The sequence below is a fragment of the Candidatus Didemnitutus sp. genome, from assembly GCA_019634575.1.
Taxonomy (GTDB): Bacteria; Verrucomicrobiota; Verrucomicrobiia; order Opitutales; family Opitutaceae; genus Didemnitutus.
Genome location: JAHCAY010000001.1, coordinates 3099319 through 3123810, shown reverse-complemented (window position 1 = coordinate 3123810; position 24492 = coordinate 3099319). Strand labels below are relative to the sequence as shown.

Genomic DNA, 24492 nt, shown 5'->3' with positions numbered 1-24492 from the left:
GGCTCAGTCCTGGGCGTCTGCGGCGGCGGCAGCCGCGGCGGCTCCGCTGTTGTTAGTGGCGAGCGCGGCGAACTCGACTTTCGCGCCCGGCAGCAGGCGCAGCTGGCCGTCGGTGACGACGGTCTCGCCGTCCTGCACGCCGGAGGAGAGGAGCGTGCGGTCGCCGTCGGTGCGCACGACCTTCACGTTGCGCAGCTCGACGGTCTTGTCGGCTTTCACGACGTAGAGCGTCGAGCCGTCCTGCGTGGTCTGCACCGCGGTGGTGGGCACGACGAAGACGCCCTTGGTCACGTCGACGAGCGTCTTCACGTGCACGAACTGCCCGGGCCAGAGCACGTGGTCAGTGTTGGCGAAGATCGCTTTCAGCGTCACGGTGCCGGTGGTGGGATCGACGGTGTTGTCGACGAAGCCGAGTTTCCCGTCCGTGCGTTTTACGCCCGAGGCGCGTTCGGTCACGGCGACCGCCGCCGTGCCGCTGGCCATGGCGGCGCGGATGAGTGGCAGCGAGGTCTCAGGCACGGAAAAACTGACCGTGATGGGCGCGAGCTGGTTGATCGAGACGATGGAGGTGTTGGCGTCGTTGGCCTTCACCAGCGCGCCCTCGTGCAACAGCAACTGCCCGGCGCGGCCGGCGAACGGCGCCTTGATCTCGGTGTAGCCGAGCTGCAACTCGGCGTTGGCGAGCGCGGCCTCCTTGGCCTGCACGTCGGCCTTGGTCGTCTGCGCTTTCGTCATGTATTGCGCGTAGGCCTCCTTCGAAATCGCCGACTGCTGGTCGAGGTGCGAATAGCGTTCGGCGTCGAGCGTCGCCTGATCCGCCTGCGCCTTCGCGGTGGCGAGCGCGGCGCGGGCGACGAGCACGGCATTCTCAAACGGCCGGCGATCGAGCGTGACGATGCGGTCGCCCGCCTGCACCTCATCGCCTTCCTGGAGGTGCACCTGCGCAATGATGCCGTCGACCTGGGACTTCACGACGACGGAGCGCTGCGCCTGCACGTTGCCGATGGACTCGATCCAGCGCGGCACGTCGGCCTGGCTGGCTTTGGCCACCTGCACCGGCACGGCCGGCATGCCGCCACCGCGCGCGGCGGAGCCGGACTTGCTGCAGCCGGCCAGCCAGCCGAGCGCGAGCACGAAACTCGCAACGAAACACAGACGAGGAGAAACGCACGTTTTCATGAAAGGGAGGCGCCATTGCGCTCGGCCATCTCGGCGTCGCGCAGGCGGAGGAGGTTGCCGCGAATGCGGATGAGATCCTCGATCAGCGGCGACAGCCGCTCCGGCGGCACACCGTCGAGGTAATCGGCGCGAAGTTCGTCCGCGAGTTCGTTGAGCTTGGCCACGACACGTCCGGCGCGCGCCGTCGGATAAAGCCGGTAGGCCCGCGCGTCCGCCCGATCGTCGTGTCGCTCGATCCAGCCGGCGCGCTCGAGGCGGTCGGCTTGCCGGCTGACGCTGATCTTCTCCATCTGCATCAGCTCCGCGAGCTGGCTCTGCGTGCTGCCCGGCTCGCGCCCGAGGTAGAAGAGGAACATCCACTGCGCACGCGTCAGCCCGAGATGCCGCACGCGGCGGTCGAACACGCGCCGCACCTGCCGATTGATGTCGGACAACAGAAGCGAAACCTGGCGGGTGTCGGCGGCGTGGAGGCGTGGCACGGAGATCGGCATCGGTAAGCTAGCTTACTATTGGAGGCAAGTCCGAGGACGCCACCGCGCCGCACACAGTTACCACGTCCGCCGCGCAGCACAGCGCCCTGCCCCATCGCCACCGCCGCGCAAGCCACCTCCGCCTCTATCGCCGCCAAGGCCCTGCTCCAATGTTCATATCACGAACATCACCACGCCCGCCTCGCCTGTTTTTGGAACTTGGGTGTGGAGGCGCAGCCCGGTTAGGTTGCGGTCATGCCGCGTTACGTCCTCGCGCTCGATCAAGGCACCACTTCGTCCCGCGCCATCGTCTTCGACCGCCGCGGTCGCGCGCACGGGACGGCGCAGCAGGAGTTCGCCCAGCACTTCCCCCGCCCCGGCTGGGTCGAGCACGACGCGCACGACCTGTGGGAAACCACCCGCCTCACCGCGCTCGGCGCCCTCGCGAAGGCGAATCTCACCGCGCGCAGCATCGCCGCCATCGGCCTCACCAACCAACGCGAGACCACGCTGCTCTGGGATCGCCGCACCGGCCGGCCGCTGCACCGCGCGATCGTCTGGCAGGATCGCCGCACCGCCGACGCCTGCGAAAAACTGAAACGCGCCGGCCTCGAGCCGCTTTTCCGCCGCAAGACCGGCCTGCTCCTCGATCCGTATTTTTCCGGCACGAAACTCGCGTGGCTCCTCGACCACCTCCCCGGCACCCGCCGCCGCGCCGAGCGGGGCGAACTCGCCTTCGGCACCGTCGACACGTGGCTGCTCTGGCGCCTCACCGGTGGCGCCGTGCACGCGACCGACGCCTCCAACGCCTCCCGCACGCTCCTCTTCAATCTCCGCACCGGCGCGTGGGACGATGAGCTCCTCAAAATTCTCCGCATCCCGCGCGAAGTGCTGCCCGAAGTCCGCGACAGCTCCGGCGCGTTCGGCGAAGTCACCGCCGTGCCCGCGCTCCGCGGCGTGCCCATCACCGGCATCGCCGGCGACCAGCAAGCCGCGTTGTTCGGTCAGGCCTGCTTCCGCCCCGGCATGGCCAAGAACACCTACGGCACCGGCTGCTTCCTCCTGCTCCACACCGGCGACCGACCCGTCGTGTCGAAAAACAAACTGCTCACCACCGTCGCCTGGCGCCTCGACGGCCGCCTCGAATACGCCCTCGAAGGCTCCGTCTTCATCGGCGGCGCCGTCGTGCAATGGCTCCGCGACGGCCTCGGCCTCATCGCGCGCTCCGTCGACATCGAGAAACTCGCCGCGCGCGTCCCCGACAACGGCGGCGTCTACCTCGTGCCCGCCTTCGCCGGGCTCGGCGCGCCACACTGGGACGCCGCCGCCCGCGGCGCGATCGTCGGCCTCACCCGCGGCAGCAACGCCGGCCACGTCGCCCGCGCCGCGCTCGAAAGCATCGCCTACCAGAGCGCCGACCTCCTCGCCGCCATGCGCGCCGATTGCGGCCGGCCGCTGCGCCAGCTCCGCGTCGACGGCGGCGCGACCGTGAACGACGCGTTGATGCAATTCCAAGCCGACCTCCTCCGCGTCCCCGTCGTCCGCCCGCGCACCACCGAGACGACCGCCCTCGGCGCCGCCTACCTCGCCGGCCTCGCCGTCGGCTTCTGGAAAAACCGCACCGAAATCGCCGCGCTCTGGAGCCGCGAACGGGAATTCCGCCCCGCCGCCCCGGCCGCGCAGACCCGCGCCCTGCACCGCGCGTGGACGCGCGCCGTCGAGCGCAGCCGCCGTTGGTCGGAATAGTCCCGGGCTGGCTACGCAAGTCTGCGTAGTTTCCGGAATTCACTTTGCGGGTCCGGCCCGCGGCGCCCAGAAACCCGGCGCATGATTCGCCGGCTCATCGTGGTCCTGGGCCTGGCCGCGCTGCCATTTGGCGTTCGCGCGGATGATTCGCCGTTGGTGCTGCTGCGCGAGAGCGCCGAGCTCGTCATCGCCGGAAAATCGAGCGAAGCCACCGCCAAATACATCCAAGCCCTTGCCGAGACCGGCGAGAACACGCCGGAGCGCCGACGCATCTTCCTCCTGCAACGCGGGCTCGAACTTTGGGCGCGCGGGCGCGCCGATCTCGCCGCACTCGAGATCCCCACGCTCCGCCGGATCACGGCGGATGCGCCGGAGGCCGCGGCGCTCGAGGCCTTCCTGCTTCTCGACCAGGGCAAGCCCGCCGACGCCCAGAAGGCCTTGCCCAGCGAAGACCAGGTCACTCCCTTTGTCGGCCCGGTGCTGGCGTTGGCCATGATGCACGATCCGTCGCACGACTACTCGTCTGCGCTCGACGCGGTCATGGCGGAGATCACCAGCGCCGACGCCTCCAACTATCTCCGCTCGCGCGCGCTGGGCGAGTGGGGCGAACGCATCGGCGATGACCGCATCGCGCTCGCCGGCTGGGAGGCCGCCGCCCAAGCCCTGCCGGCCCACGCCGCCACGCGGGAGAAATTCCACGCCCGCGCCCTCGCCTACGCCGAGCATCCGCCCGCCGCACCGTTTGAAAAATACCTCGGCACCCTCGTCACCTCGGGCAACCCGATCGAAGCGGCGGACTCCGAACTGCCCCGCCTGCTCGCCGACGCGCGCGAGCGCCACGACGCCGCCACCGCCTGGCAGTGCGCCATGCGCCTGACGCTGGTTCGCTCGGACGACCCGGCGGTGAGCCTCGACTTCGCGCGCGCCTCCAACGCCATTTTCTACCTCGAGCCCGGCCGCGGCACGCTCGCTGCACTCCTCGAACGCGACCCCGCCAACACGACCGCTCTCGCTTTGCTCGCCGAGAACCGCTTGCTCGCCGGCGAACTCGACGATGCGGACAAGCTCCTCGCCCGCGTCCGCGAGCTGGCGCCCAACCAGACCAAGATCGGCGACACGAACCTCATCGCTCTCGCCGCGCGAGTCGCGACGGCGCGCGCCGCCGTGCGCCAGGATCTGCCGCCCCTCCTCGACGAGTTGCGGCGCACGCCGTCCTCGCCCGCCGCATGGGCCAGGCTCTCCGACTTCTGGCTCACGCGCGACATGCCGGGCCGGGCCTACGCATGCCTCCTGCCGGAGTCCGGCGACCCGACCACCGCCGGCCTCACCCTGCGATTCTGGGCGCGGCTGGCGGAACGTTTCCCGGGCGACAAACTGGCGGGAATGCTCGCGCATCACGCCGACGAGGAGGCCAAATCCCGACTCGAAGACGATCCGCGCAACGCCGCCGCGTGGGCGACCCGCCTCGCTGCCCTGCGCCTCCTCCAGACCACACCGCTGGATTTCCTCCGCGAACATCGCGATCTCCTCGTCTCCGCCCAAGCCGTGGGCGTCCGCGAAGAACTCGCGCCCTTCCTCGCGCTGCAAAACGCCCTCCAAGCCGCCACCGTGGAGGAGTTCGACGCAGCATTCACCGCGCTGAAGGCGAGCGATGCAACCGACGCCATGCTCGCCGGCCTCGCCCGCCAGCGCGCCCGCCTCACGCAGGCGCAGCCGCGCTACCTCGCCGCGATGGCCGCTCGCAAAGCGGCCCTCGAGAAGAAAGACTGGGTCGCGCTCGCCGCCGCCGATCGCGACGCCGCACAAGTCACGCCTTCGGGTTCCGCCTACCTCGATCTCACCGCCGAACGCGAAATGGCGCTCGGCTATGCAGCCGCCGCCCAAGGGTTGTTCGGCACCGCCGCGATCGACTTTGATAGCGCAGCAACCGGCGCGTTTTCCCTCGAGAGAATTCAGGAAGCCAAAGACCGCGCTCAGGAAGCCCGCACCGCTGGCGCTGCCGCCCTCGGCCAGCTCTACGCGGGCAAGCAATGGGACGCCTTCGTGCGCACCGCCGATGACTGGGAAAAATTCACTCCGCTCACGCCCGATTTCGCCATCTGGCGCATCACCGCGTTGGTGGAGGCGGGCCATCTGCCCGAGTCCGTGACCCGGGCCGACGCCACGCTCGCCCGCACCGACCTGACCGAGGCGCAGCGCAAGGCCATCGCTGCAGCGCGCGACAGGATCGTCTCCATCCAGCGCAAGGGGCAGCTGCGCAAGGCCTGGCAGCTCTGGGTCACGGGCCGCTACGACAGCTCCATCGCCGTGCTCCGGACCTTCGGCGACTCGCCCTTCGCCAACACCAGCACCCGGCTCATCACGGCGGACCGGCTCAATTCCCTGCATCGGACCGACGAGGCGCTCGCCGTCGCCATCGCGGCCGACCGGCTCGCCGAAGACCCAGCCACCCGCGTCTCGTGCCTCCGCATGATCTTCGCCTTGCACGGCCCGCCGCCGTCCGACCTCCGCCAGATCGGCAACGTGGAGATCGGCTACGTCGTCGGCCCCGCCTTGCTGGCCGAGATCTCTGCCATGGCGAAAAGCACCCGCGCCGCGCACGATCCCTATCTCGAGAGTTGGCTCAATCCCGTGCTCTCGCGTCGCCTGGCCCACATCCGCGAACTCGCGGGCTCGCTCAAATCCCGCTCGGAATCAGCCACCGCCAGCGCCGCCAGCTTCACCGCCCAATATCGCACCCTGCAATCGAACCTCGGTGCCAGCTGGACGCCTTCCGGCAGCGACAGTTCCCCCTTTGAGAAGGGCAGCTGGATGAATCCCTACGAATCCGGTCCCAGCTATCTCGCGCAGCAGGAATACGACGCCGGCGTCCGCGCTCTCGTCGCCAGTGCCTACAAGGAGTCGGCCCGCCTTTCCGCCGTCATCGAGCACGACCGCGCGGTGATCGAACAGCTTCAAAAAGAAGCGAGGGAGATCTTCGCGCCATGACGCCGACGACCGACCGCACCCGTGCGCCCGTTCACGTCATCCGCCTCCTGATCGTCGGCTTCGCCGCCGCCACGCTCGGCTCCGCCCTTCGCGCCGGCAACCAGACCTACGATCCCGAATACATCACCATCCTGCACGGCCAAGAGTCCCGCTACAGCTCCGACATCGAAGGCTTCGAGCGCGACCGCGGACGCTGGAACGTCGAAGCCCAGCTCGCCGAGGCCCACCACCATCGCGGCCTCGTCCGCGACAAGCTCAGGAACTACCGCGGCTGGCTCGAGGACGAGGAGGCCGCCATCCGCATCGATCCGTCGCGCCCTTGGTATTATTGGGGACGGGGCAATGCCCGCAGCTGGCTCGACGACTACGAAGGCCAGGTCGCGGACTTCGAAATCGCGCTCGCCAAGGCCGTCGTCGCCACGCCCAGCGAGGCGGCCGACTACCGGAACCGCCTCCGCGACGCCCGCCGCGACCTCACCTTCAACGTCGAGGAACGCGACCACAAGACCGCGCACGCCAGCTGGAAGGCGGGCCGCGACAAGCAGGAGAAGGGCGATCACGCCGCGGCCGCCGTGGATTTCACCCTCGCGATCGCCGCCGATCCGCTCTGGGCCATACCGCACCACGAGCGCGGTTTCAGCCGCCTGAGATTCGGCGACCTGCGCGGCGCCGCCGAGGACGCCGCCAATGCCGTGCGCCTCGATCCCTCGCGCTCCGAGCTGCACTACATCTACGCCGACGCCCTCGGTCGGACGGGTCGGCTCGAAGAACGACTGCTGGAGCTGCAGAAATCCGTCGAGTGCGCCGAGGCGGAATACCTCGCCGACGACTACGCCCGCTACGCGAAGGAGCTCGCCGAGGTCTACCATGCCGTCGCCGAGCCGGTCCTCGCCGTGAAACGCGATCACCCCGACGCCCACGCCGCCTACGCGCTCGGCCTCGCTGAATACGCCGCGGGGCACTACGAGAATTCGCTCCGCGCCCACACCCGCGCGCTCGAGCTCTTCCCGGGCTTTGCCCGCTGCCGCGAGCGCCTGGCGCTCGAGCAGGCCGAGTTGCCCTTCAACCTCCAACGCCGCGATCAACCGGATGCCTACGCTTCGTTCGCCTACGGCCGCGAACGCGAGGCCGCCGGCCAGTTCACCGAGGCGGTCGACAGCTATCGCTGGGCCACGGATTTCGACCCCACCTGGCTGCCCGCCCACGAGGCCCGGCTTCGCGCCGCCACCGCCGCCCAGCCGCAGACCGCCGTCCTCGTCCAAGTCCGCCTGACCGAACTCGACGCCATCATCAGCCTGCAGGAAAAGTCCGGCGCGCCCGCCGTGGAAATCGCCCGCCGCCGCGCCGAACGCGCCGCGCTGACGCCCGCCCGCTAACCACCCGGGCACCTCGGCCAGGTCGTTCAACCCTTTCGTCCCGCGACACCACCGTTCCCGCCGAGCCTCGCCAATCCGGTCCGGCCGTCCGCGGGGTAAATTCCCGCTGATATTGCGCGCCCGGCGCTCCCCGGGGCTTGCCGCATTCCAATCGAAGGGACAAGAGTAGCCCTTGCCTTCGACATGAAATCCCTTCGCGCCTTTCGCCACGTCCTCCTCAGCGTTGCTCTCACCGCCGGCCTCTCCGCCGCCGAGAGCGACCTCGCTTCGCTCCGCGCCAAGGCCGAAAAGGGCAACGCCATCGCGCAATACAACCTCGGCCTCGCCTACGCCGAAGGCCGCGACACGCCCGTCGATCGCACCGAAGCCTACGTCTGGCTCTCCCTCGCCCTCGAAAACGGCGCCCGCGGCCGCGCGCTCGACACCCTCACGGCCCAACTCAGCGCGAGCGAGCTCGACGCCGCCAAATCCCGGCTCGCCGAGCGCCGCGGCGCGAAGGCCGCCCCCGCCGCCGCACCGACGACCGCCTCCGCTTCCAACCTCGAAGCCGAGCTCGCCCAAACCAAGTCCGACCAAAAACAACTCAGCACCGAACTCGCCGCCGCCTGGAAGGAAACCGACCAGCTGAAAGCCGAGCTCGAGAAAACGAAAGCCGCCGCCGCATCCGCCGCCGACGTCGAGCAACTCCGCCGCGAACGCGACTCCCTTTCCGCCAAGATCACCGAGCTCGCCGGCGACATCGCCACCCTCCGCGCCGAGCGCGAGCGCCTGCAAAAACTCGCCGCGCAGATGCAGAAGGAAGTTTCCGATTCCCGCGACACCGCACGCGCCGCCCAGGAACAGGCCCGCACCTCCGAACAGCGCATCGGCGAACTCGTCCGCCAAGTCGAACTCCAGAAAACCGAACTCGCCCGCGCCGACGAAGCCCTCAAGTCGCTCCAAGCCGCGCCCGCGCCGACCAAGGAATCGCCCGAGCTCGCGCAAAAAATCCGCGAACTCCAGGCCGCCCAAGCCGAGATCGAGACCGCCCGCGCCGCCAATGCGCAGCTGAACGCCACGCTCACCAAAGCCGCGCAGGACCGCACGAACCTCGAGCGCATGCTCACCCAGGCGCAGACCGCCGCGATCGATTTCGGCAAACAGATCGACGCCCTCAACGCCGAGGTGAACACCCTCAAACAGAAGCCCGCCGTCGCCGCCTTCCCCGACCTGCGCGAGCGCGTCGCCGACCTCGAAGCCCAGGTCACCGCGCTCCGCAACGCGCCGCCGGCTTATCCCGATTTGCGCGAACGCGCGGCCGACCTGCAGGCCCAAGTCACGGCCCTGCGCAACGCCCCGCCCGCCTACCCCGATCTCCGCGAGCGCGTCGCCCAACTCGAGACGCAACTCGCCGCCGCCGCCAGCTCCGCCGCGACGCAACCCGCGGCACCGAGCTATCCCGATCTCCGCGAACGCGTGGCCACGCTCGAAAAACAACTCGTCGAAACCAACCGCCGCGCCGACACGCTCGACTCCCGCGCCACCGAGCTCGCCAACGCCCGGACCGCGCTCGAGAACGACCTCGCCACCGTTCGCGCCCAACTCAGCCGCAGCCTCCAGCAAGCCGGCGTGGCCCAGGAAGCGGCCGACAAGCTCGGCGCCGCCAACCGCACCCTCGAGGAACAACTCGCGTCCGCGAAAAACGCCGCGCCCAGCTATCCCGACCTGCGCGATCAAGTCGCCGAGCTCCAACGCCGACTCGCCGCCGCACAGAGCGCCGCGCCCGCCTACCCCGATCTCCGCAGCCGCGTCAGCGAGCTCGAAGCCCAACTCGCTGCGACCAGCGCCCGTCCCGTCGCACCGAGCTATCCCGATCTGCGCGAACGCGTCGCCGATCTCGAAGCCCAGCTCGGCGCGTTGCGCAACGCGCCGCCCGCCTACCCCGATTTGCGCGAACGCGTGGCCGAGCTGACGCAGCAAATGGCCGCCCGCCCCGCGACGCCGAACTACCCCGATCTCCGCAGCGACGTCGCCGACCTGCGCCGCCAGCTCGCCACCGCCCGCGACGCCAAGCCGAGTTACCCGGACCTCCGCGAACGCGTCGCCGAGTTGGAGCAGCGACTCGCCCGCGCGTCCCAACCGAGCGCGCCGGCCTATCCCGATCTTTCCGCCCGCGTCGCGCAACTCGAGTCCGCCCTCGCCACCGCGCGCGCCCAACTCGACGCCGCCCAGCGCGAGACGGCGGCGGCGCCCGCCGAAGATCCCGCCGCGTTGAAAGAGAAACTCGCCACCGCCGAGGATAAACTGGCCACCGCGCTCACCGGCTACTCGCAGCTCCAGAAAGATTACGACGCGCTCCAGGAGAGCATGTCGAAATCCACCGGCGCACTCAGCAGCGAGAAGGATTCGCTCGCCTCGCGCCTCGTCGCCGCCGAGGAATCCGCCCGCAACGCCCAATCCGAAGTCGCGCGCCTGAACGACGCCCTCGCCGCCACCCAGCGCGGCAGCAGCCAAGCCGGCACCGAACTCGCCTCAACGCGCGCCCTGCTCCAGCAAGTCCAGGGCACCAACGCGCTCCTCGCGCAGGAAAACTACCAGCTCAAGGCTGCGCTCGCCGGCAATCCCGCCGCCCGCAGCGCCGCGACCGTCGCCGCCGCCGCGAATGTCCGCACGCACACGGTCGAGGCGGGCGATTCGCTCTCGAAGATCAGCCAGCGCTACTACGGCAATCCCGGCCGCTGGCAGGAAATCTACGGCGCGAACCGCGAGCTCATCGGCCCCCAAGGCCAGCTCAAGGTCGGACAGGTCCTCCGCATCCCGTAAGCCGGCCCGCACTTCTCACTCCAAAGGCCCGCCGCGCGCGGGCCTTTTTGTTTTTACTGCGGGAACAGCGCCACGCACGCCGCCAGCGCCGCCAGCGACGTGGCCACGCTCACCACGATCGTCGCCGAGGCGAGCTGCTCGTCGCCCTTCAGCTCCACCGCCATGGTGTAGGAGACGATCGCGGTCGGCGCGGCGGAGAGAATCATCAACAGGCTCGTCTCGACCGCGCCGAGACCGAACATCCGCGCCGCGGCCCACGCCAGCAACGGCCCGCCGAACGTCTTCAGCACCGCCGAGCCCACCGGCGCTTTCCACGCGGAGCCGAGCCGCGCCGTCACGAGCGAGCCACCGACGCCGAGCAAGCCGAGCGGCAGCGCCATCTCGCCGAGCGCTTCCAGCGTCTGCGCGATCGCATGCGGCAGCGTCCAGCCCATCGCCGCGAAACCCATGCCCGCCAGCGTCGCCAGCAGCGGCGGCGTCACCGCCAGTTGCCTCACGACCGGCCGCACCGACGCCCAGCCAAACGCGTGCTGACTCGCCACGAGCACGACGACCGCGCCGAGATTGTAGATCACCATCGTCGGTGCCACCACCAGCACGGCCGCGGAGTGCAGCGGCATCCCGCCGAGCACCGGCACATTCGGCAATGCGAACACGATCGGCAGGCCCACGAACGCCAGGTTCCCGCGAAACGCCCCCTGCACGAACGTCCCCATCGCCCCACCCGGCACGCGCAACAGCACGGCGAGCGCATATCCGGCAACGAGCGAGAGCGCGAGCACCACGCCCATTGCGCCGAGCAATTTCTCGGCCCCCGCCGCCTGATGCAGCGAATTCACCAGCTGGCTGAACAACAGCGCCGGCAACCCGAGCCAGTAGGTCACGCGATTGGCCTCGCGCAGGAAGCTCGCGGACACGAACTCCGTGCGCTGCATCCACGCGCCGAGCGCGATCATCAGGAACACCGGAGCGAGCGCGTTGAGCACGAGCATGGCCCGGGACTTTGCGTCGCCCACCCCGACGCGTCCACGTCGAAAGTCCGGCGGCCCGCCGCGCAGTCCGGAATAAACCGGGCGCGGCGACGCTCCTAAATTCTCCCATGCACTCCCTCACCGCTCTCCGTCGCCCGCTCTTTCTCTCCGCGCTTGCCCTGGCCGCGCTGCTGTCCTCGCCGGCTCGCGCCGCCGATCTCGCCTCCTCCCCCACCACCGCACATCCGCTGACCGTCGGTGCCCGCATACCCGACGCCGCAGTGAAAACGATGGACGGCTCCGACACCTCGCTCGCCACCCTGCTCGACGGCAAGCCAACGGTGCTGATCGTCTTCCGCGGCGGCTGGTGCCCGTATTGCACGCAGCACATGGCGGAACTGGCCGAAGCCGAACCGAAACTCATGGAGCTCGGTTTCCAGATCGTCGCCATCAGCACCGACCAGCCGAAGAACATCCGTTTCCTCACGCAGGAAAAGCACCTGACCTATCGCCTGCTCTCCGACCGCGACATGCACGCCTCGAGCGCGCTCGGCTTGGCTTACCGCATCGACGCCGAGACGCAGAAAAAATACGCCCGGTGGAACATCGACCTCCCCGCCGTCCCCGGCGACGCCGAGGCGCGCTGGCTGCCCGTGCCCGCGGCGTTCGTGATCGCGCGCGACGGCACCGTGCGTTTCGCGCACGCCGATCCGGACTACAAGATCCGCATCAGCGGCGAAAAACTCCTCGCCGCCGCGCGCGACGCGATCCGCTGAGTCGGGGATTTTGCTTCGCGTCGGCGAGCCAAACTTGTTCGGCTCGCCGGCATGTCGACTCACTCGATCGCATTCATCGGCACGGGCGTGATGGGCCGCAGCATGGCCGGCCACCTGCAGAAGGCCGGACATCGGCTGCACGTGCACAACCGCACGAAGGCCAAGGCGCAGGACCTCCTCGACGCCGGCGCCGTGTGGCACGACACGCCGGGCAGCGCGGCGGCGCAGGCGGACTTCGTCATCACCATCGTCGGCTATCCGCGCGATGTGGAGGAGACCTACTTCGCGCCGACCGGCGTGCTCGCGCAGGCGCGACCCGGCGCCGTGCTGATCGACATGACGACTTCCAGCCCCGCGCTCGCGCGCCGCATCGCCGCGGCCGCAACGGCGAAGGGCCTCACGGCGCTCGATGCACCCGTGACCGGCGGCGATGTCGGCGCCCGCGAGGCGCGGCTCTCGATCATGGTCGGCGGCGACGCGGCGGCGTTCGAGCGGGCGAAACCGCTGTTCGACGCGATGGGCAAGATCGTCGTCTTTCACGGCGCGCCCGGCAACGGCCAGCTCTGCAAGCTCGCCAACCAGATCGGCATCGCCTCCGTGATGATGTCGTGGAGCGAGGCGCTGGCCTTCGCGAAGTCCGCCGGCTTGGACCCGCAGCGCGTGCTCGAAAACATCGGTGGCGGCGCGGCCGGCAGCGTTGGCATGACGGTGCTGGCGCCCCGCGCACTGCGCGGCGATTTCGCGCCGGGCTTCTACGTGAAGCACTTCATCAAGGACATGAACCTCGCCCTCGAGGCCGCCGCCGAGTTGAAGCTCGATCTGCCGGGTCTCGCCGCAGCGAAGAAACTCTACGATCTCGCCAGCGCGAAAGGCTACGACGACTGCGGCACACAGGTCCTTTTCCGACTCTACGCCGAGCGGGCGTGAGGGTCTGAGCCACGACGGGCTCTCTGTTGAGGGAGCGTTCACAACCGAGCGCGGATCACGTCGCGTTCGACGGCGAGGCTCGACGCGAGGGCGAGCCCGACAAGCTCCCGTTGTCACCTATCAGGTGACAAAGTCGGGGGACGCGGCACTCACAATTCCTTCGGTTCGAGCATCGCGAGGCCGCGCATCGTGGCGTCGGTGACGGCGCGGTAGGTCCACTGGCCGGGCCAGTCGCGGCGCAGGATGACGTCGAGACGGTCGGAGCCGCCGGAGACGGCGACGTTGCGCAGGAGCGGCGTGCCGGATTCGGCGAGCAGCGGCAGGCGCTCGGCGCTGGCGCGGATGAGACTTTCAACGACCGCGGAGAGCATCTGCTCGCGCGTGGTGGCGAGCGTGAGCCCAGTGAACGCGCCCTGGCGTTGCACGATGCTCGTGCGTTCGCCGGCCATGTAGGGTTCGAAGCGCACGGAGCCGGACGCTTTCGGGCCGAGCTTCGCGAGGCGGCGGAACTCCGCCTGGAATTCCGCGATCGGCAGCGTCGGGCACATCTGGTCGCGCACCCAGTAGATCGCGGACGCCACCGCGGCGAGCGTGCTGACCTGGAGAAATTTTCCGTCGAGCCCGAGCGCGCGGGTAAGCAGTCGCTCGTGCGGCTTCGGCTTGTCGGTGCAGAGAGCGAGGACGTCGGTGGAGCCGGTGACGTTGAAGAGCTGGCCGACCTTCGCGCCGGCGAGGATCATGCCGGCGCTGCCGTCCATGAGGCCGACGATCATCGGCGTGCCGGCGCGCAAGCCGAAGGCGCGCGCCGCCTCGGGCGTGATGCGGCCGCCGATGCGGTCGGCGTCGTGGACTTCGGGCAGCAGACTTTGGTCGATGCCGAGGTTGGCGCAGAGCTCGTCGCTCCAGCCGTCGAGTTTGAGCGTGCGGTAGAGGCCGGTGAAGGAGGCGTTCGACGGATCGATGACGCGCGCGCCAGTCAGGCGGCGATGGAGGAAAGTGTTGAGGTGGCCGACGAGGTCGGCGCGGCGCAGGCGTTGCGGCTCGTGTTGCTTGAACCAGGCCCAGGTCGTGGAGCTGATGCCGCCGGGGAACGGCCGGCAGCCGCAGGTGTTGAGGTGCGCCGCCTTGCCCATGCGTGCCTCGAGCGCCTCGGCTTGGGCGACGCTGCGGCGGTCCTGGTGCGTGACGATCGGCGTGAGGGCGTTGCCTTTGGCGTCGAGCGCGACCCACGCCGGGCACATCACGGCGAGGTGGATGGTGTCGACGTTTTGCGCGAGGCCGTTCAGGCCGGCGATGGCGGTGCGGACGGCGCGGAGGAGTTCGTCGGGCTCGACTTCGACCTTCGGGCCGTCGCAACGGGATTTGAAGAAGGCGCGGGGGGATTCCGCGAGGGTGGTCTTGCCGCGGAGGATGCCCGCGATGACCGAGGAGGAACCGACATCGATGCCGAGGATCGTCGCCATGGCCGCGGACGCTACGACGCCGGAGCGCAGGCGGGCAACGCTGCGCTGGGGCGCATTGTTGCCCGGAGTAAATCGATCAGGAGTGCGAGGCGGTCGCGCGGCGACGCGCCAACAGGACGACGGCCAGCCAGCCGCCCAGCGCCACGAGGGCGAAATTGGCGGCGATGAACCAAGTCGGATACGGGCTGCCGCGAGCGCGCAGGGCCGAAGCAACGAGGAAGAGCAGCGTCACCATCACCGCCTGCCGGGGGCCGCCCTCGGTGGAAAACCGGCCCGCGAGAAACGCTCCGGTCACCACGGCAATGAAGTAGCCGACGAGCACCACGATGAAGACATGCCATGGCAGCGAAGACACGTAGGCGGCGACGGCGGCCTGATTTTGCCAATCGATGCCGGCCGCGGGCGGCGCCAAGCGACCGCCGACGAAGCCAGAAATGCCAATCAGCAGCATGCCAACGAGAGCGCCGGCCAGTGCAGCGAGCGTGTTGCGGAGAACGTCTTTCATGGGAAAGGCGGCAGCATTGGCCGCGGGGCAGCGGAGTCGAGTCGTGTTTCGGCCGCGGCCATTCCGGACAAAAAAAGAGCCGGGCGGTGAGGCCCGGCTCGATTTAGACACACACACACTAACAACTAAAGCGATGATCAGAATTCGCGGGAGATGCGAACATACCAGAAGCGCGGATCGATGATCGCGATGCCGGCGTTGTAGCCCTGGCTGGCGGGCAGGTAACGCGGCGGCTCGGAATCGAACACGTTGCGGACGCCGACGGTGATGCGCGTTTTCCAGAGGCCGGCATAGCTGACCTGCGGGTTGACGAGGATCTGGGCGTCCTGCTTCGGCGAGAGGTAGTTGGTCACGATCGTGCTCGTGGGCATCTCGCCGAGGTAGTTGACGAACACGGAGGAGGACCAGTCGCCCTTGTTCCAGGCGAGGGTGACGTTGCCGCGCCAGAGGGCGGAACCGTCTGTGCCATCGAGGTCGGTGACGCTGGAAGCGCCGAGCGAGTTGATGTTCTCGCGCTCGAAGTTGGCGATGTAGGTCGCGGCGGCGCGGGCGCGGAAGTTACCCCAACGCGCGGTCTTCCACTGGTAGCCGATCTCGAAGTCGTAGCCTTCGTAGACCTGCTTGCTGGAGTTATACCAGTCGGTGCTCACGTAGTCGATGATGCCGACGGTGTAGCCGAGGGCGGCTTCGGCGGGCGTGAGCGGCTTGCGGACGACGCGGCCGGCGGGGAGCGTGAGCTCGTTGGTCAGCGTGAACTGGGCGCTGTCGCGGGTGATCAGGCTCCGTTGGTCGAACTTGAAGTAGCCGGCTTCCATAACGAGGCCCTTGAGGGGGCCGACCGGGACTTCGATCACGGTGGAGATCGAGTAGGTGTTCGTCTCCTCGGGCTGGAGGCCCGGATTGCCCTTGCCGAGCGTCTTGATCTGGGCGGAGGGCTGGTCCGGACGGCGCGGATCGAACACGGCACCGGAGGTGAAGCTCACGGAGCCGGCGCTGTAGAGATACTGCAGGTCGGGCGCGCGGAAGGATTCCGAGTAGGAACCGCGGAGGAGGAGCCACTTGTTCGGGCGGTAAGCGAGGGCGATCTTCGGCTTGGTGGTGGTGCCGAAGTCGGAGTAGTCCTCGTAGCGGGCGGCGAGCTGGGCCTCGAGGGCGCCGAAGCCGGAGCTGCGAGCGAGGATCGGCACGCTCAACTCGGCATAGGCCGAGGTGACGTTGCGCTTGCCGGTGTAGCCGAAGCCTTCGGAGCCGCCGACGACGTTGCCGCTTTCGTTCTCGAGGGTGCGGGTGTCGGTGATGCTTTCCTTGCGGAACTCGGTGCCGGCGGCGACGCCGACCTTGCCCGCGGGCAGGTCGAAGAGGAAGCCGTTGGCGCTCAGTTCATAGATGTTGCTCGTGAAGGTGGTCTTGGTCGGATTCGAGCCGGAGTAGTAGTCCGTGATGCGCGAATCTTCGGGACCGAACGGGTTGGCATACAGCAACGCGCCGTTGATGACGACGCCGTTGAGGGCTTCCTGGACGCGGCTGTCGAACGCGGTGCCGGGCGAGGAATTGTAGAAGCTGCCTTGGGCATACATGGCGGAGGTCTGCCAGGCCCAGTCGTTCGGAAGGTCACCCTTGAGGCCGACGAGCATGCGCGGGTAATCCGACGTGGTGTCGCTGACGCGCGGGCCGGCGTTCACGAGGCGGTAGGTGCTGAGCTCGATGGCCTGGCCGGCGCCCGGGAAGTAGCGGTTGCCATACGGGTTGTAGGGATTGTCGGCGGAGACGCGGAGGCGGCCGTTGGTGCCGGCGCCCTTGTCGGTCGTGGTGAACGGCGACGGGGCGGCGTTGTTGATGCCGGTGATGCGGCGGTAGAACAGGTCGGCGAAGCCGCGGATCGTGTCCGTGAACTCGTGGTTCACATAGAGCTGGAAGCCGAAGCGGTTCTCTTCGGGCGAGAGGAGCGTGTCCTGTTGGAAATCGTAGAGACCGGCGCCGGTGACGCGGCTGGTCGCGACGGCGTCGGCGACGCGCGGATCGGTCGTCGGATTGAGGAACGAGCGGATGGTGTTCGTGCCGGGAATGAAGAAGCGGGCCGGGAACGTGCTGGACGAGCGCCAATCGACGCCGGTGACGGTGCCGAGGATGGTGCCGCCGGCGCCCGCATCGCTGACTTCAACCTGGCCAGCGCCGCTCTTGTCGTCGCGGAGATCGGCGGTGCGGGACCACGAGTAGTCGCGGTCGGCGATCGCATTGCGCTTATAGATGTCGGCCATCGCGGTGAGGCTGGTCTTGCCCGTGCGCGCGCCGGCAATGATGAAGGCGGAGGTCTCGAGGGAGTCGTTGCCGAAGGTGTTGCCGATCGACAAGTCCATGCCGACGCCGGTGTAGTCCTGCTTCAGCTTGATGTTGAGCACGCCGGCGACCGCGTCGGAACCGTAGATGGCGGAGGCGCCGTCCTTGACGATTTCGATGCTCTCGACCGCAGCGGCCGGGATCTGGCGGAGGTCGACGACGGTCTGGAAGCCGTTGAACGTGCCCGCGCCCGACGGAGCCGCGCGGCGGCCGTTGATGAGGACGAGGGTGTTGTTGTTGCCGAGGCCACGGAGGTTGACCGTGGACGTGCCGGAGGCGAAGCCCGTGCTGGAGCTGATCGGGGTGATCGAGCTGCCGGTGTTGAACGGCATGGCGCGCAGCGCGTCATCCACCGTCGAGAAGCCGGTCGCTTGCAGGCTTTCCTGGGTGATACGGACGACGGGGCTGGGCGTCTCGGCGTCGACGCGGCGGATGCGCGAGCCGGTGACTTCGAACTGCTGCAGCTTGACGGTTTCTTCCGGCTTGGCGTCGCTCGTCTGGGCAAATCCAGGCGTCGCGGAGAGGATGGACAGGAGCGCGCTCAAAACCGAGGCGCTCGCCATCCGCGAGGGATGCGAGGTGTTCTTGTTCATGGTTTGGTTGGTGGACCTCTGCGTGGGAACGCACGAGGGCAACGCATACCTCAGCGGGGCTCCCTTCGGCGGACAACGCGCCGTCGACTCAACTTGCCGGCCATACGACGAACGCGGAGGAAAACGAGCCAACCGCGACAGGTCTGCGGCGAAACGTCAAAATCGGTCGCTCCCGCGCGGCGCTGGCTCGCACCGGCAGACACGCACCAAGCGCCGCCGAAAGTCACTTCAGTCTATCGAGCACGCCACGATAGCTCGGTCCGATCGGCAGCGCCGTGCCGTCGTCGAGCTCCATGCCGTGGCTGCGGGCAAGCATCGGCATGACGCGGCGCACGTAGTTCAGGTTCACGATCGTGCTCTTGTGGATGCGGACGAAAATCTCGGGGTCGAGCATCTCCTCGATCTTGGTGAGGGTCATGCGCACCATCAGACCGCGCTCCTTGAGGTGGAGCTTCACGAAGTCGCCCTGCCCTTCGACCCAGCGGATGTCGGGCTGATTGAGGAAGTGCAGCTGGCCATCGGCCTTCACCACGAGGCGTGAAAAGTCGGTCGCATTCGGAGCGGGCGTCGGGGCCGCGCCGCTCGCGGCGAGGGCGGGCTGGAGCTTTTCCAGCAGTGCGCGCAACGCCTGCTCGGTGGCGCCGAACGAGCCGGCGCGGATGCGGCGCTTGGCGCGGTCGAGCGCGGCGTGGAATCGCTCGTCGCTGTAGGGTTTCACGAGGTAATCCGTGGCCTGCAAATCGAAGGCGCGGAGGGCGAACTCGTCGAAGGCCGTCACGAAGACGATCTCGGGGCGCTCGCCGGCGGGCAGTTTTTGCAGCAACTCGAGGCCGGTGAGGAGCGGCATCTGGATGTCGAGGAACACGAGCTGCGGACGCAGCTTGCGGATCATCTCGAGGCCGCCCTCGCCGTCCGTCGCTTCGCCGACGACGTCGATGTCGGTTTCGTTTTCGAGCAAGGTGCGCAAGGCGCGCCGGGCGGGACGCTCGTCGTCGACGATGAGGACGCGGATCTTTTCCATGGTCAGTTGAGTTGGCTGGCGGCGCTGGCGGTGCGGAACGGCAGTTCGATCGTCACCACGCAACCGGCGGGGTTGCTGAGGTCGTAGGTGAGCTTGTGCGTGGGGCCGAAGGCGCGCTCGAGTCGGGCGCGCGTCGCCTGCAGTCCGATGCCGTGGCTGTCGCGTGCGTCGACCTTGCGGCCGCCTTCCGCCGGGTCGTTGAACACCTCGAGGCGCATCCGGCCGGCGTCGAGGCGTTGCGCGCTCACGCGCACGCGGCCGGGGTGGCGGCGCTGCGCGATGCCGTGCTTCACGGCGTTTTCGACCAGCGGCTGGAGGATGAGCGTGGGCACGAGGGCGTTGAGGCACTCTTCGTCGGCCTCGAAACTGGTGACGAGTTTCTCCTCGAAGCGCACGCGCTCGACGGAGAGGTAGCATTGCGCGTAGTCGAGCTCGCGCCACAGCTCGATCTCCTGCTTGCCGCCGTTGGCCATGAGCTGGCGGAGGAGTTGCGAGAGCAGCGAGATCGCCTCGACGGCCTTGTCGCGCTCGCCTTCGCGCATGAGCGACGAGATGGCGTTGAGGGAATTGAACAGAAAGTGCGGCTGCACCTGCTGCTTGAGCGCCGCGAGCTCCGCCTGCACGAGCTGCGTCTGGAGCTGCTCCTCGCGCAGGTCGGTCTGGACCTTGTGATTCACGAGGAAGCGGATGTAGTCCGCCGTGACGACGATCCAGTAGATGTAGAAATCGATGAACGACCGCGCGCTGAGCATGTTCCAGATCGCGTCGATGCCGTAGTCGTCCAGCCGCCACCAACCGAAGGTGATGTTCAGCGCCCACAGCCGGACGACATTGCACCACGCGAGCAGCGTGAGCGCCGTGAGCATGTGCAGCCCGAAGCGCACGACGTGGTTCGGATGCCGCTGCAACAGCTCGCGGCGCAATAGAAACAACGCCGGCGTCAACAGCGCCCACAACCAGGCGCGATACATCTGCGCGACCCAGAGCACCACATGCGCACGGGGCGAGTCCGGCATCTGCGACAGACTGATGTAGGTCTGCAGCGACAACAGCACTCCCACCGCGGTCCAAACGCCGAAGATGAAAAGCCAGTTATGCCGCCGGGGCTCGAGCATCGCGGTCGTAAACCGGCCCGGACCGCGCGACGCAAGCTCCGGGCGCGCAGCCGTGCTCAACCCAGCCGCAAGGGCAACGGGGGTGGACGCCGCAGCACCCGTGTTGGTCGTGGAATTTTCCGTGTTCGTCGAAATCCGGGGTCCGACGTCAGCCGCACGCGGCCTCAGTCGCCCCAACAGATGCCGAGGGCCCGGCCGGTGCGAATCAAATCCCCGTCCGTCGGCACCGTCTTCAGCTTGCCCACAGCGTCGGCGATCGGGATCGGCACGATGTCCGGCGGGCGCGAGGCGACCATGTGGCCGTAGCAGCCCTCGTCGATGAGGCGCACGGCGTTGGCGCCGAAGCGCGTGCAGAGGAGACGGTCGAACGTCGTCGGCACGCCGCCGCGCTGCAGGTGGCCGAGCACGCAGTTGCGCACTTCCTTGCCGGTGCGGCGGCCGATCTCCTCCGCCACGACGGCGCTGATGCCGCCGAGCCGCGCCTCGCGGTTCTTTTCCTCGGGACCGCCGTGGGTGGTGAAGTCGCCGCCCTTCTGGCGCGCGCCCTCGGCCACGACGACCATGGTGAAGTGCCGGCCCTCGGCCTCGCGCTCCACGATCTTGCGCACGATGCTCTCGTAGGTGAATTCGATCTCGGGGATGAGCACGACGCTCGCGCCGCCGGCGATGCCGGCATGCGCCGCGATCCAGCCGGCGTAGCGCCCCATCATTTCGACGACGATCACGCGCTTGTGGCTCTCGGCATGCGTGCGGAGGCGATCGATCGCATCGGTCGCAAAAGAGACCGCGGTGTCGAAGCCGAACGTCACCGACGTGCCGTCGATGTCATTGTCGATGGTCTTCGGCACGCCGACGATCGGGATGCCGGCGCCCATGCATTGCAGGCCGATGGAGAGCGAGCCGTCGCCGCCGACGACCACGAGCGCGCGCAGACCGAGCGCGTCGAAATTGCGTTTCGCCTCGGCGAGGACGGCGGGATCGATCTCGCGCTTTTCGCCGTGACCGGCCTTGGCGACGAAGCGGCCCTTGTTGGACGTGCCGAGCACGGTGCCGCCGAGATAGAGCAGGCCGTCCATCTCCTGATAGTTCATCGGACGGGCTTGGACGGGCGAAAGGAGGCCGTCGAAACCGCCATAAATACCGAGAGTTTCCCAACCGCGACGATCCGCGGCTTTAACGACCGCGTAGATGACTGCGTTCAATCCCGGGCAGTCGCCGCCGCCAGTGACGATACCAATGCGTTCTTTCATGCGTGGATGTGGTTAGACGAAAATGAGGGAAGAGTGGAGCTGACAGTTCACCGCAACGTATCGGGCCGCTCAACCCCCAACTGTGTTCAAACTTGCGCGCTTATGGGCGAAGTCTGCGCATCCGTTGCGTGCAAGGCGTTAGGGCAAAACGAAAAGCCCCATCCCGCCGCCGCACGCGCCGTGTGTGTCAATTTGCGGTGACAGGGCGGCGCTCCGAGTCCGAGTGCCGTCTAAGCAACGGCTTCCAACGTCCCAATGTCGACCGCCGGGTTCGCCAACGTAGCCTGGAAACGAGGCTCGAGCGCCTGCACGCGACCCGCCGCGACGGTGACCACCAGATCAGCGACCGCGAGGAAGGCAGGCGTGTGCGCCGCGACGATCACCGTGCGGCCCATCGCACGCTGGCGTTCGCAGAGGGCGACAAGTGTTTGCTCGGCTTTCGCGTCGAGAGCGGAGCTGGGCTCGTCGAGCAGGAGGATCGGTGCATCGAGATAGAGCGCGCGCACGAGCGCGAGCCGCTGGCGCTGGCCGCCGGAAAGATTGCCACCGTTCTCGCTGAGGTGCGTGAGGAAGCCTTGCGGCAGTTGCTCGACGAATTCCAACACGCCGACCTCGCGGCAGAGGCGGAGGATTTTCTCCATGTCGGGCGCAGCGTCGCCGGGCGCGAGATTCTCCACGATGGTGCCGGCGAGCAGGTGCGTCTGCTGCGGGACGACGGCAAGATTACGGCGAAGACTTTCGAGGCGGTAATACTGCACGTCGTGTTCGCCGATGGAGACGCGGCCGGCGCTAGGTTGATAAAGGCGCTGAATAAGCGCGAACAGCGTGCTCTTGCCGCAGCCGCTCTCGCCGACGAACACGGTGAGTTTTCCGGCGGGAATCGTCAGCGTGATGTCCTGCAGCGTCGCCATGCGGCCGGCGTGCTTGAACGACACCTGCTCGAACCGGATGTCACCAACGCGCTCGGACGTAAGCTCGATGGTGCCATGGTCCTTTTCGAGTTCGAGGTCCATGATCTCGAAGAGGCGGTCGGTCGCGATGAGCGTTTCCTGGATCTGCGTGTTGAGGCCGAGCAATGCCGTGATGGGGCCGGTGAGATAGCCGGCCAGCGTGTAGCACGACATGAGTTGCCCCGGCGTCAGGCTGGCATCGAGCACGAGTGTCGCGCCGAGCCAGAGCAAACCGATGAGGTAGCCCTGCGTGATGAGCGAGCCAGCAGTCCCGGTGCCGAGCGCGGCGAGGCCGGCGTGCCAGCCGGTCTTGAGCAGCCGCACGAGTCGCACCTCCGTGCGCAACTCCGCGTAGTCCTCGAGCCGGAAGCGGCGGAGCGCCGGCTGGGCTTGGAGCGACTCGACGAGTTGGGCGTCGAAATCCGCCGCGCGCTCCATGATCTGGCGCTGGTAGGTGCGGTTGCGGAGGTTGATGAACCAGTAGAGTGCGCCGTTCAGCGGCAGCAGCGCGAGCGAGAGCAGCGCCAGTTTCCACGACCACAGGAACATCGCGCCGAGCGAGAAGACCAGGATCAGCGGATTGAGAACGAGGTTGAGCAGCGCGCCGTTGAGGAAATTGCGGACCTTCACCGCGTCCGCCACGCGCGAGGTAATCTCTCCCACGCGCATCGAGTCGAAGAACGGCTGCGGCAACCGCATCAGGTGCCGGTAGTAGGCGAGGATGAGCGACGCATCGATCTGCTGCGCCGTGCGCATCGAGAGCAGCGACTGGAAAACGCCGAGCAGGAGCTTGAAGGCGAGGATGACCAGCATCGCGACGCCGAGCAGATTGAGCAGCGAACGGTTTCCGTCCGGGATGACGTGATCGACGATTTTCTGAACGTAAACCGACATCGCGAGCCCAAGGATCGTGGTCACGACCGCGCCGACTAAGGCCTGCACGAGCACGCTGCGATGCGGCGCGAGCAAACTCCATAGCCGCCGCCACGGCGACACCGTCGAGTCGCCCGGCCGGAATTCCTCGCCCGGCGCCACGAGGATCAGCACGCCGGTCCACACCGCCCTGAACTTCTCGTGCGACCATTTCTCGACGCGGCCGATCGCCGGGTCCATCACGCGTGCGTGCTTCGGCGTCCACTCCACGAGCACGACGTAGTGAAGGAGTTTCTGATCGATCAAACAGTGCGCGATCGCCGGCAGTGGCACCGTCGGCAACGCCTCCGCCGGCCCCTTCACGCCCTTGGCCGTAAAGCCGAGCTGCTTCGCCGCCTCGACGAGCCCTAAGGCCGTGGACCCGCGCTGGTTGGTGCCCGCGAGCTGCCGCAACCGCGCCACCGGCACGTCTCGCCGGTAATGCGCCCCGATGAAGCGCAGGCACGCCGCGCCGCAGTCGGTGATATCACGTTGGCGGAAAATTCTGCTCATAGCACTTTCCGATCAGATGTCGGACTCGGGCTCGGCGCATCGTTCCTTCCAAACAAAAGCGTAATTATTTGCGAAACCACCGTATGTTTTTCGCCAGCACGATCCAATAGAAAACCGCACAAATACCAGTCGTGAGCCAGTAACAGGCAGCAAAATCGCTCCATCCGGTTAGAATCCCAAATTTCGCAAGAATGTCGCGGAGAAGCACGCTGATGACAGCGATTGCGAGATTTCCAGCCATCATTCTCCAGTGATTAAGGTCAGACAGTTTCATGATCGAGTTGCCGACGAAGGGCATACTTCGTCGGCAAGTGAAGACTACGGTCAGTTGACGCCGTTGGCGTTCAGGACCGTTTCGGTAGCATAGGCAGCCATGGCACCGTCAATGGCAATCGCCGTTCCGATTGCAGCCGTTGCAATCACTCCCGCCCCAAGCAGTGGAAGAGCGACAGCCGCTGCGGCACCCAGCACCCCGATTGTTACAGCACCTGCAACTGCGCCCCAGAAGCTAGCTTGGGATGCACCACCTTGGACTGATGCAAGTTCCGATTCCGTGAGTTCAACAATTTCGTTTTTCATTTGTTTTGTTTTATCCACG

Annotated in this window: 18 protein-coding genes; 6 read left to right on the top strand and 12 right to left on the bottom strand. The window is 67.7% G+C overall.

From position 1 onward, the window contains the following. Positions 1 to 3 precede the first annotated feature (3 nt). Entirely contained in the window at positions 4 to 1179 is a 1176-nt protein-coding gene (locus KF715_13035; protein ID MBX3737614.1) for an efflux RND transporter periplasmic adaptor subunit, read from the bottom strand. After that, on the bottom strand, positions 1176 to 1670 hold the full coding sequence (locus KF715_13030; protein ID MBX3737613.1) for a MarR family transcriptional regulator: 495 nt from the start codon (positions 1668 to 1670) through the stop codon (positions 1176 to 1178). Before KF715_13030 ends, KF715_13035 begins: the two co-directional genes overlap by 4 nt. Positions 1671 to 1904: 234 nt before the next feature. On the opposite strand from KF715_13030, the gene glpK reads away from it, so the two are divergent. The 4 genes from glpK (at position 1905) to KF715_13010 (ending at position 10561) form a co-directional block, all read left to right on the top strand. After that, a complete protein-coding gene (gene glpK / locus KF715_13025) occupies positions 1905 to 3395 on the top strand; it encodes a glycerol kinase GlpK (GenBank protein ID MBX3737612.1) in 1491 nt (496 codons plus the stop codon). A gap of 81 nt (positions 3396 to 3476) precedes the next feature. Further along, positions 3477 to 6383 (top strand): hypothetical protein, encoded by a 2907-nt coding sequence (locus KF715_13020; protein MBX3737611.1) that lies wholly within the window; start codon positions 3477 to 3479, stop codon positions 6381 to 6383. Then, on the top strand, positions 6380 to 7759 hold the full coding sequence (locus KF715_13015) for a hypothetical protein (GenBank protein ID MBX3737610.1): 1380 nt from the start codon (positions 6380 to 6382) through the stop codon (positions 7757 to 7759). The genes KF715_13020 and KF715_13015 overlap by 4 nt, the downstream gene beginning before the upstream one ends. 183 nt (positions 7760 to 7942) lie before the next feature. Continuing rightward, the gene (locus KF715_13010) at positions 7943 to 10561 is read left to right on the top strand and encodes a LysM peptidoglycan-binding domain-containing protein (GenBank protein ID MBX3737609.1); all 2619 of its coding nucleotides are present in this window, start codon (positions 7943 to 7945) and stop codon (positions 10559 to 10561) included. 53 nt (positions 10562 to 10614) lie between these two features. Here the strand turns inward: KF715_13010 and KF715_13005 are convergent, their stop codons facing one another. Further along, positions 10615 to 11553, bottom strand: a complete 939-nt coding sequence (locus tag KF715_13005; GenBank protein MBX3737608.1) for an AEC family transporter — start codon at positions 11551 to 11553, stop codon at positions 10615 to 10617. A 107-nt stretch (positions 11554 to 11660) separates the two neighbouring features. Between KF715_13005 and KF715_13000 the strand changes: the two genes are divergently transcribed. Together KF715_13000 and KF715_12995 are read left to right on the top strand one after the other, a co-directional pair. Continuing rightward, positions 11661 to 12308 (top strand): AhpC/TSA family protein, encoded by a 648-nt coding sequence (locus KF715_13000; protein MBX3737607.1) that lies wholly within the window; start codon positions 11661 to 11663, stop codon positions 12306 to 12308. A 51-nt stretch (positions 12309 to 12359) separates the two neighbouring features. Next, complete coding sequence (locus KF715_12995) at positions 12360 to 13235, top strand: NAD(P)-dependent oxidoreductase (protein ID MBX3737606.1); 876 nt, start codon at positions 12360 to 12362, stop codon at positions 13233 to 13235. A 149-nt stretch (positions 13236 to 13384) separates the two neighbouring features. Here the strand turns inward: KF715_12995 and KF715_12990 are convergent, their stop codons facing one another. From KF715_12990 to KF715_12950, 9 genes are all read right to left on the bottom strand, one after another. Then, positions 13385 to 14698: a hypothetical protein gene (locus tag KF715_12990; GenBank protein ID MBX3737605.1), complete on the bottom strand. Its 1314-nt coding sequence runs from the start codon at positions 14696 to 14698 to the stop codon at positions 13385 to 13387. A 76-nt stretch (positions 14699 to 14774) separates the two neighbouring features. Further along, the gene (locus tag KF715_12985; GenBank protein ID MBX3737604.1) at positions 14775 to 15203 is read right to left on the bottom strand and encodes a hypothetical protein; all 429 of its coding nucleotides are present in this window, start codon (positions 15201 to 15203) and stop codon (positions 14775 to 14777) included. 137 nt (positions 15204 to 15340) lie between these two features. Then, entirely contained in the window at positions 15341 to 18133 is a 2793-nt protein-coding gene (locus KF715_12980) for a TonB-dependent receptor (protein MBX3737603.1), read from the bottom strand. Positions 18134 to 18356: 223 nt separating this feature from the next. Beyond that, positions 18357 to 19154: a response regulator transcription factor gene (locus KF715_12975; protein MBX3737602.1), complete on the bottom strand. Its 798-nt coding sequence runs from the start codon at positions 19152 to 19154 to the stop codon at positions 18357 to 18359. A 2-nt stretch (positions 19155 to 19156) separates the two neighbouring features. Further along, a complete protein-coding gene (locus KF715_12970; protein MBX3737601.1) occupies positions 19157 to 20269 on the bottom strand; it encodes a histidine kinase in 1113 nt (370 codons plus the stop codon). Positions 20270 to 20433: 164 nt separating this feature from the next. Then, a complete protein-coding gene (locus KF715_12965; GenBank protein ID MBX3737600.1) occupies positions 20434 to 21519 on the bottom strand; it encodes an ATP-dependent 6-phosphofructokinase in 1086 nt (361 codons plus the stop codon). A 230-nt stretch (positions 21520 to 21749) separates the two neighbouring features. Then, positions 21750 to 23894, bottom strand: a complete 2145-nt coding sequence (locus tag KF715_12960) for a peptidase domain-containing ABC transporter (protein ID MBX3737599.1) — start codon at positions 23892 to 23894, stop codon at positions 21750 to 21752. Between the two features lie 64 nt (positions 23895 to 23958). Beyond that, complete coding sequence (locus tag KF715_12955) at positions 23959 to 24168, bottom strand: hypothetical protein (GenBank protein MBX3737598.1); 210 nt, start codon at positions 24166 to 24168, stop codon at positions 23959 to 23961. A 50-nt stretch (positions 24169 to 24218) separates the two neighbouring features. Further along, positions 24219 to 24491: a hypothetical protein gene (locus KF715_12950; protein MBX3737597.1), complete on the bottom strand. Its 273-nt coding sequence runs from the start codon at positions 24489 to 24491 to the stop codon at positions 24219 to 24221. Position 24492: the final 1 nt, after the last annotated feature.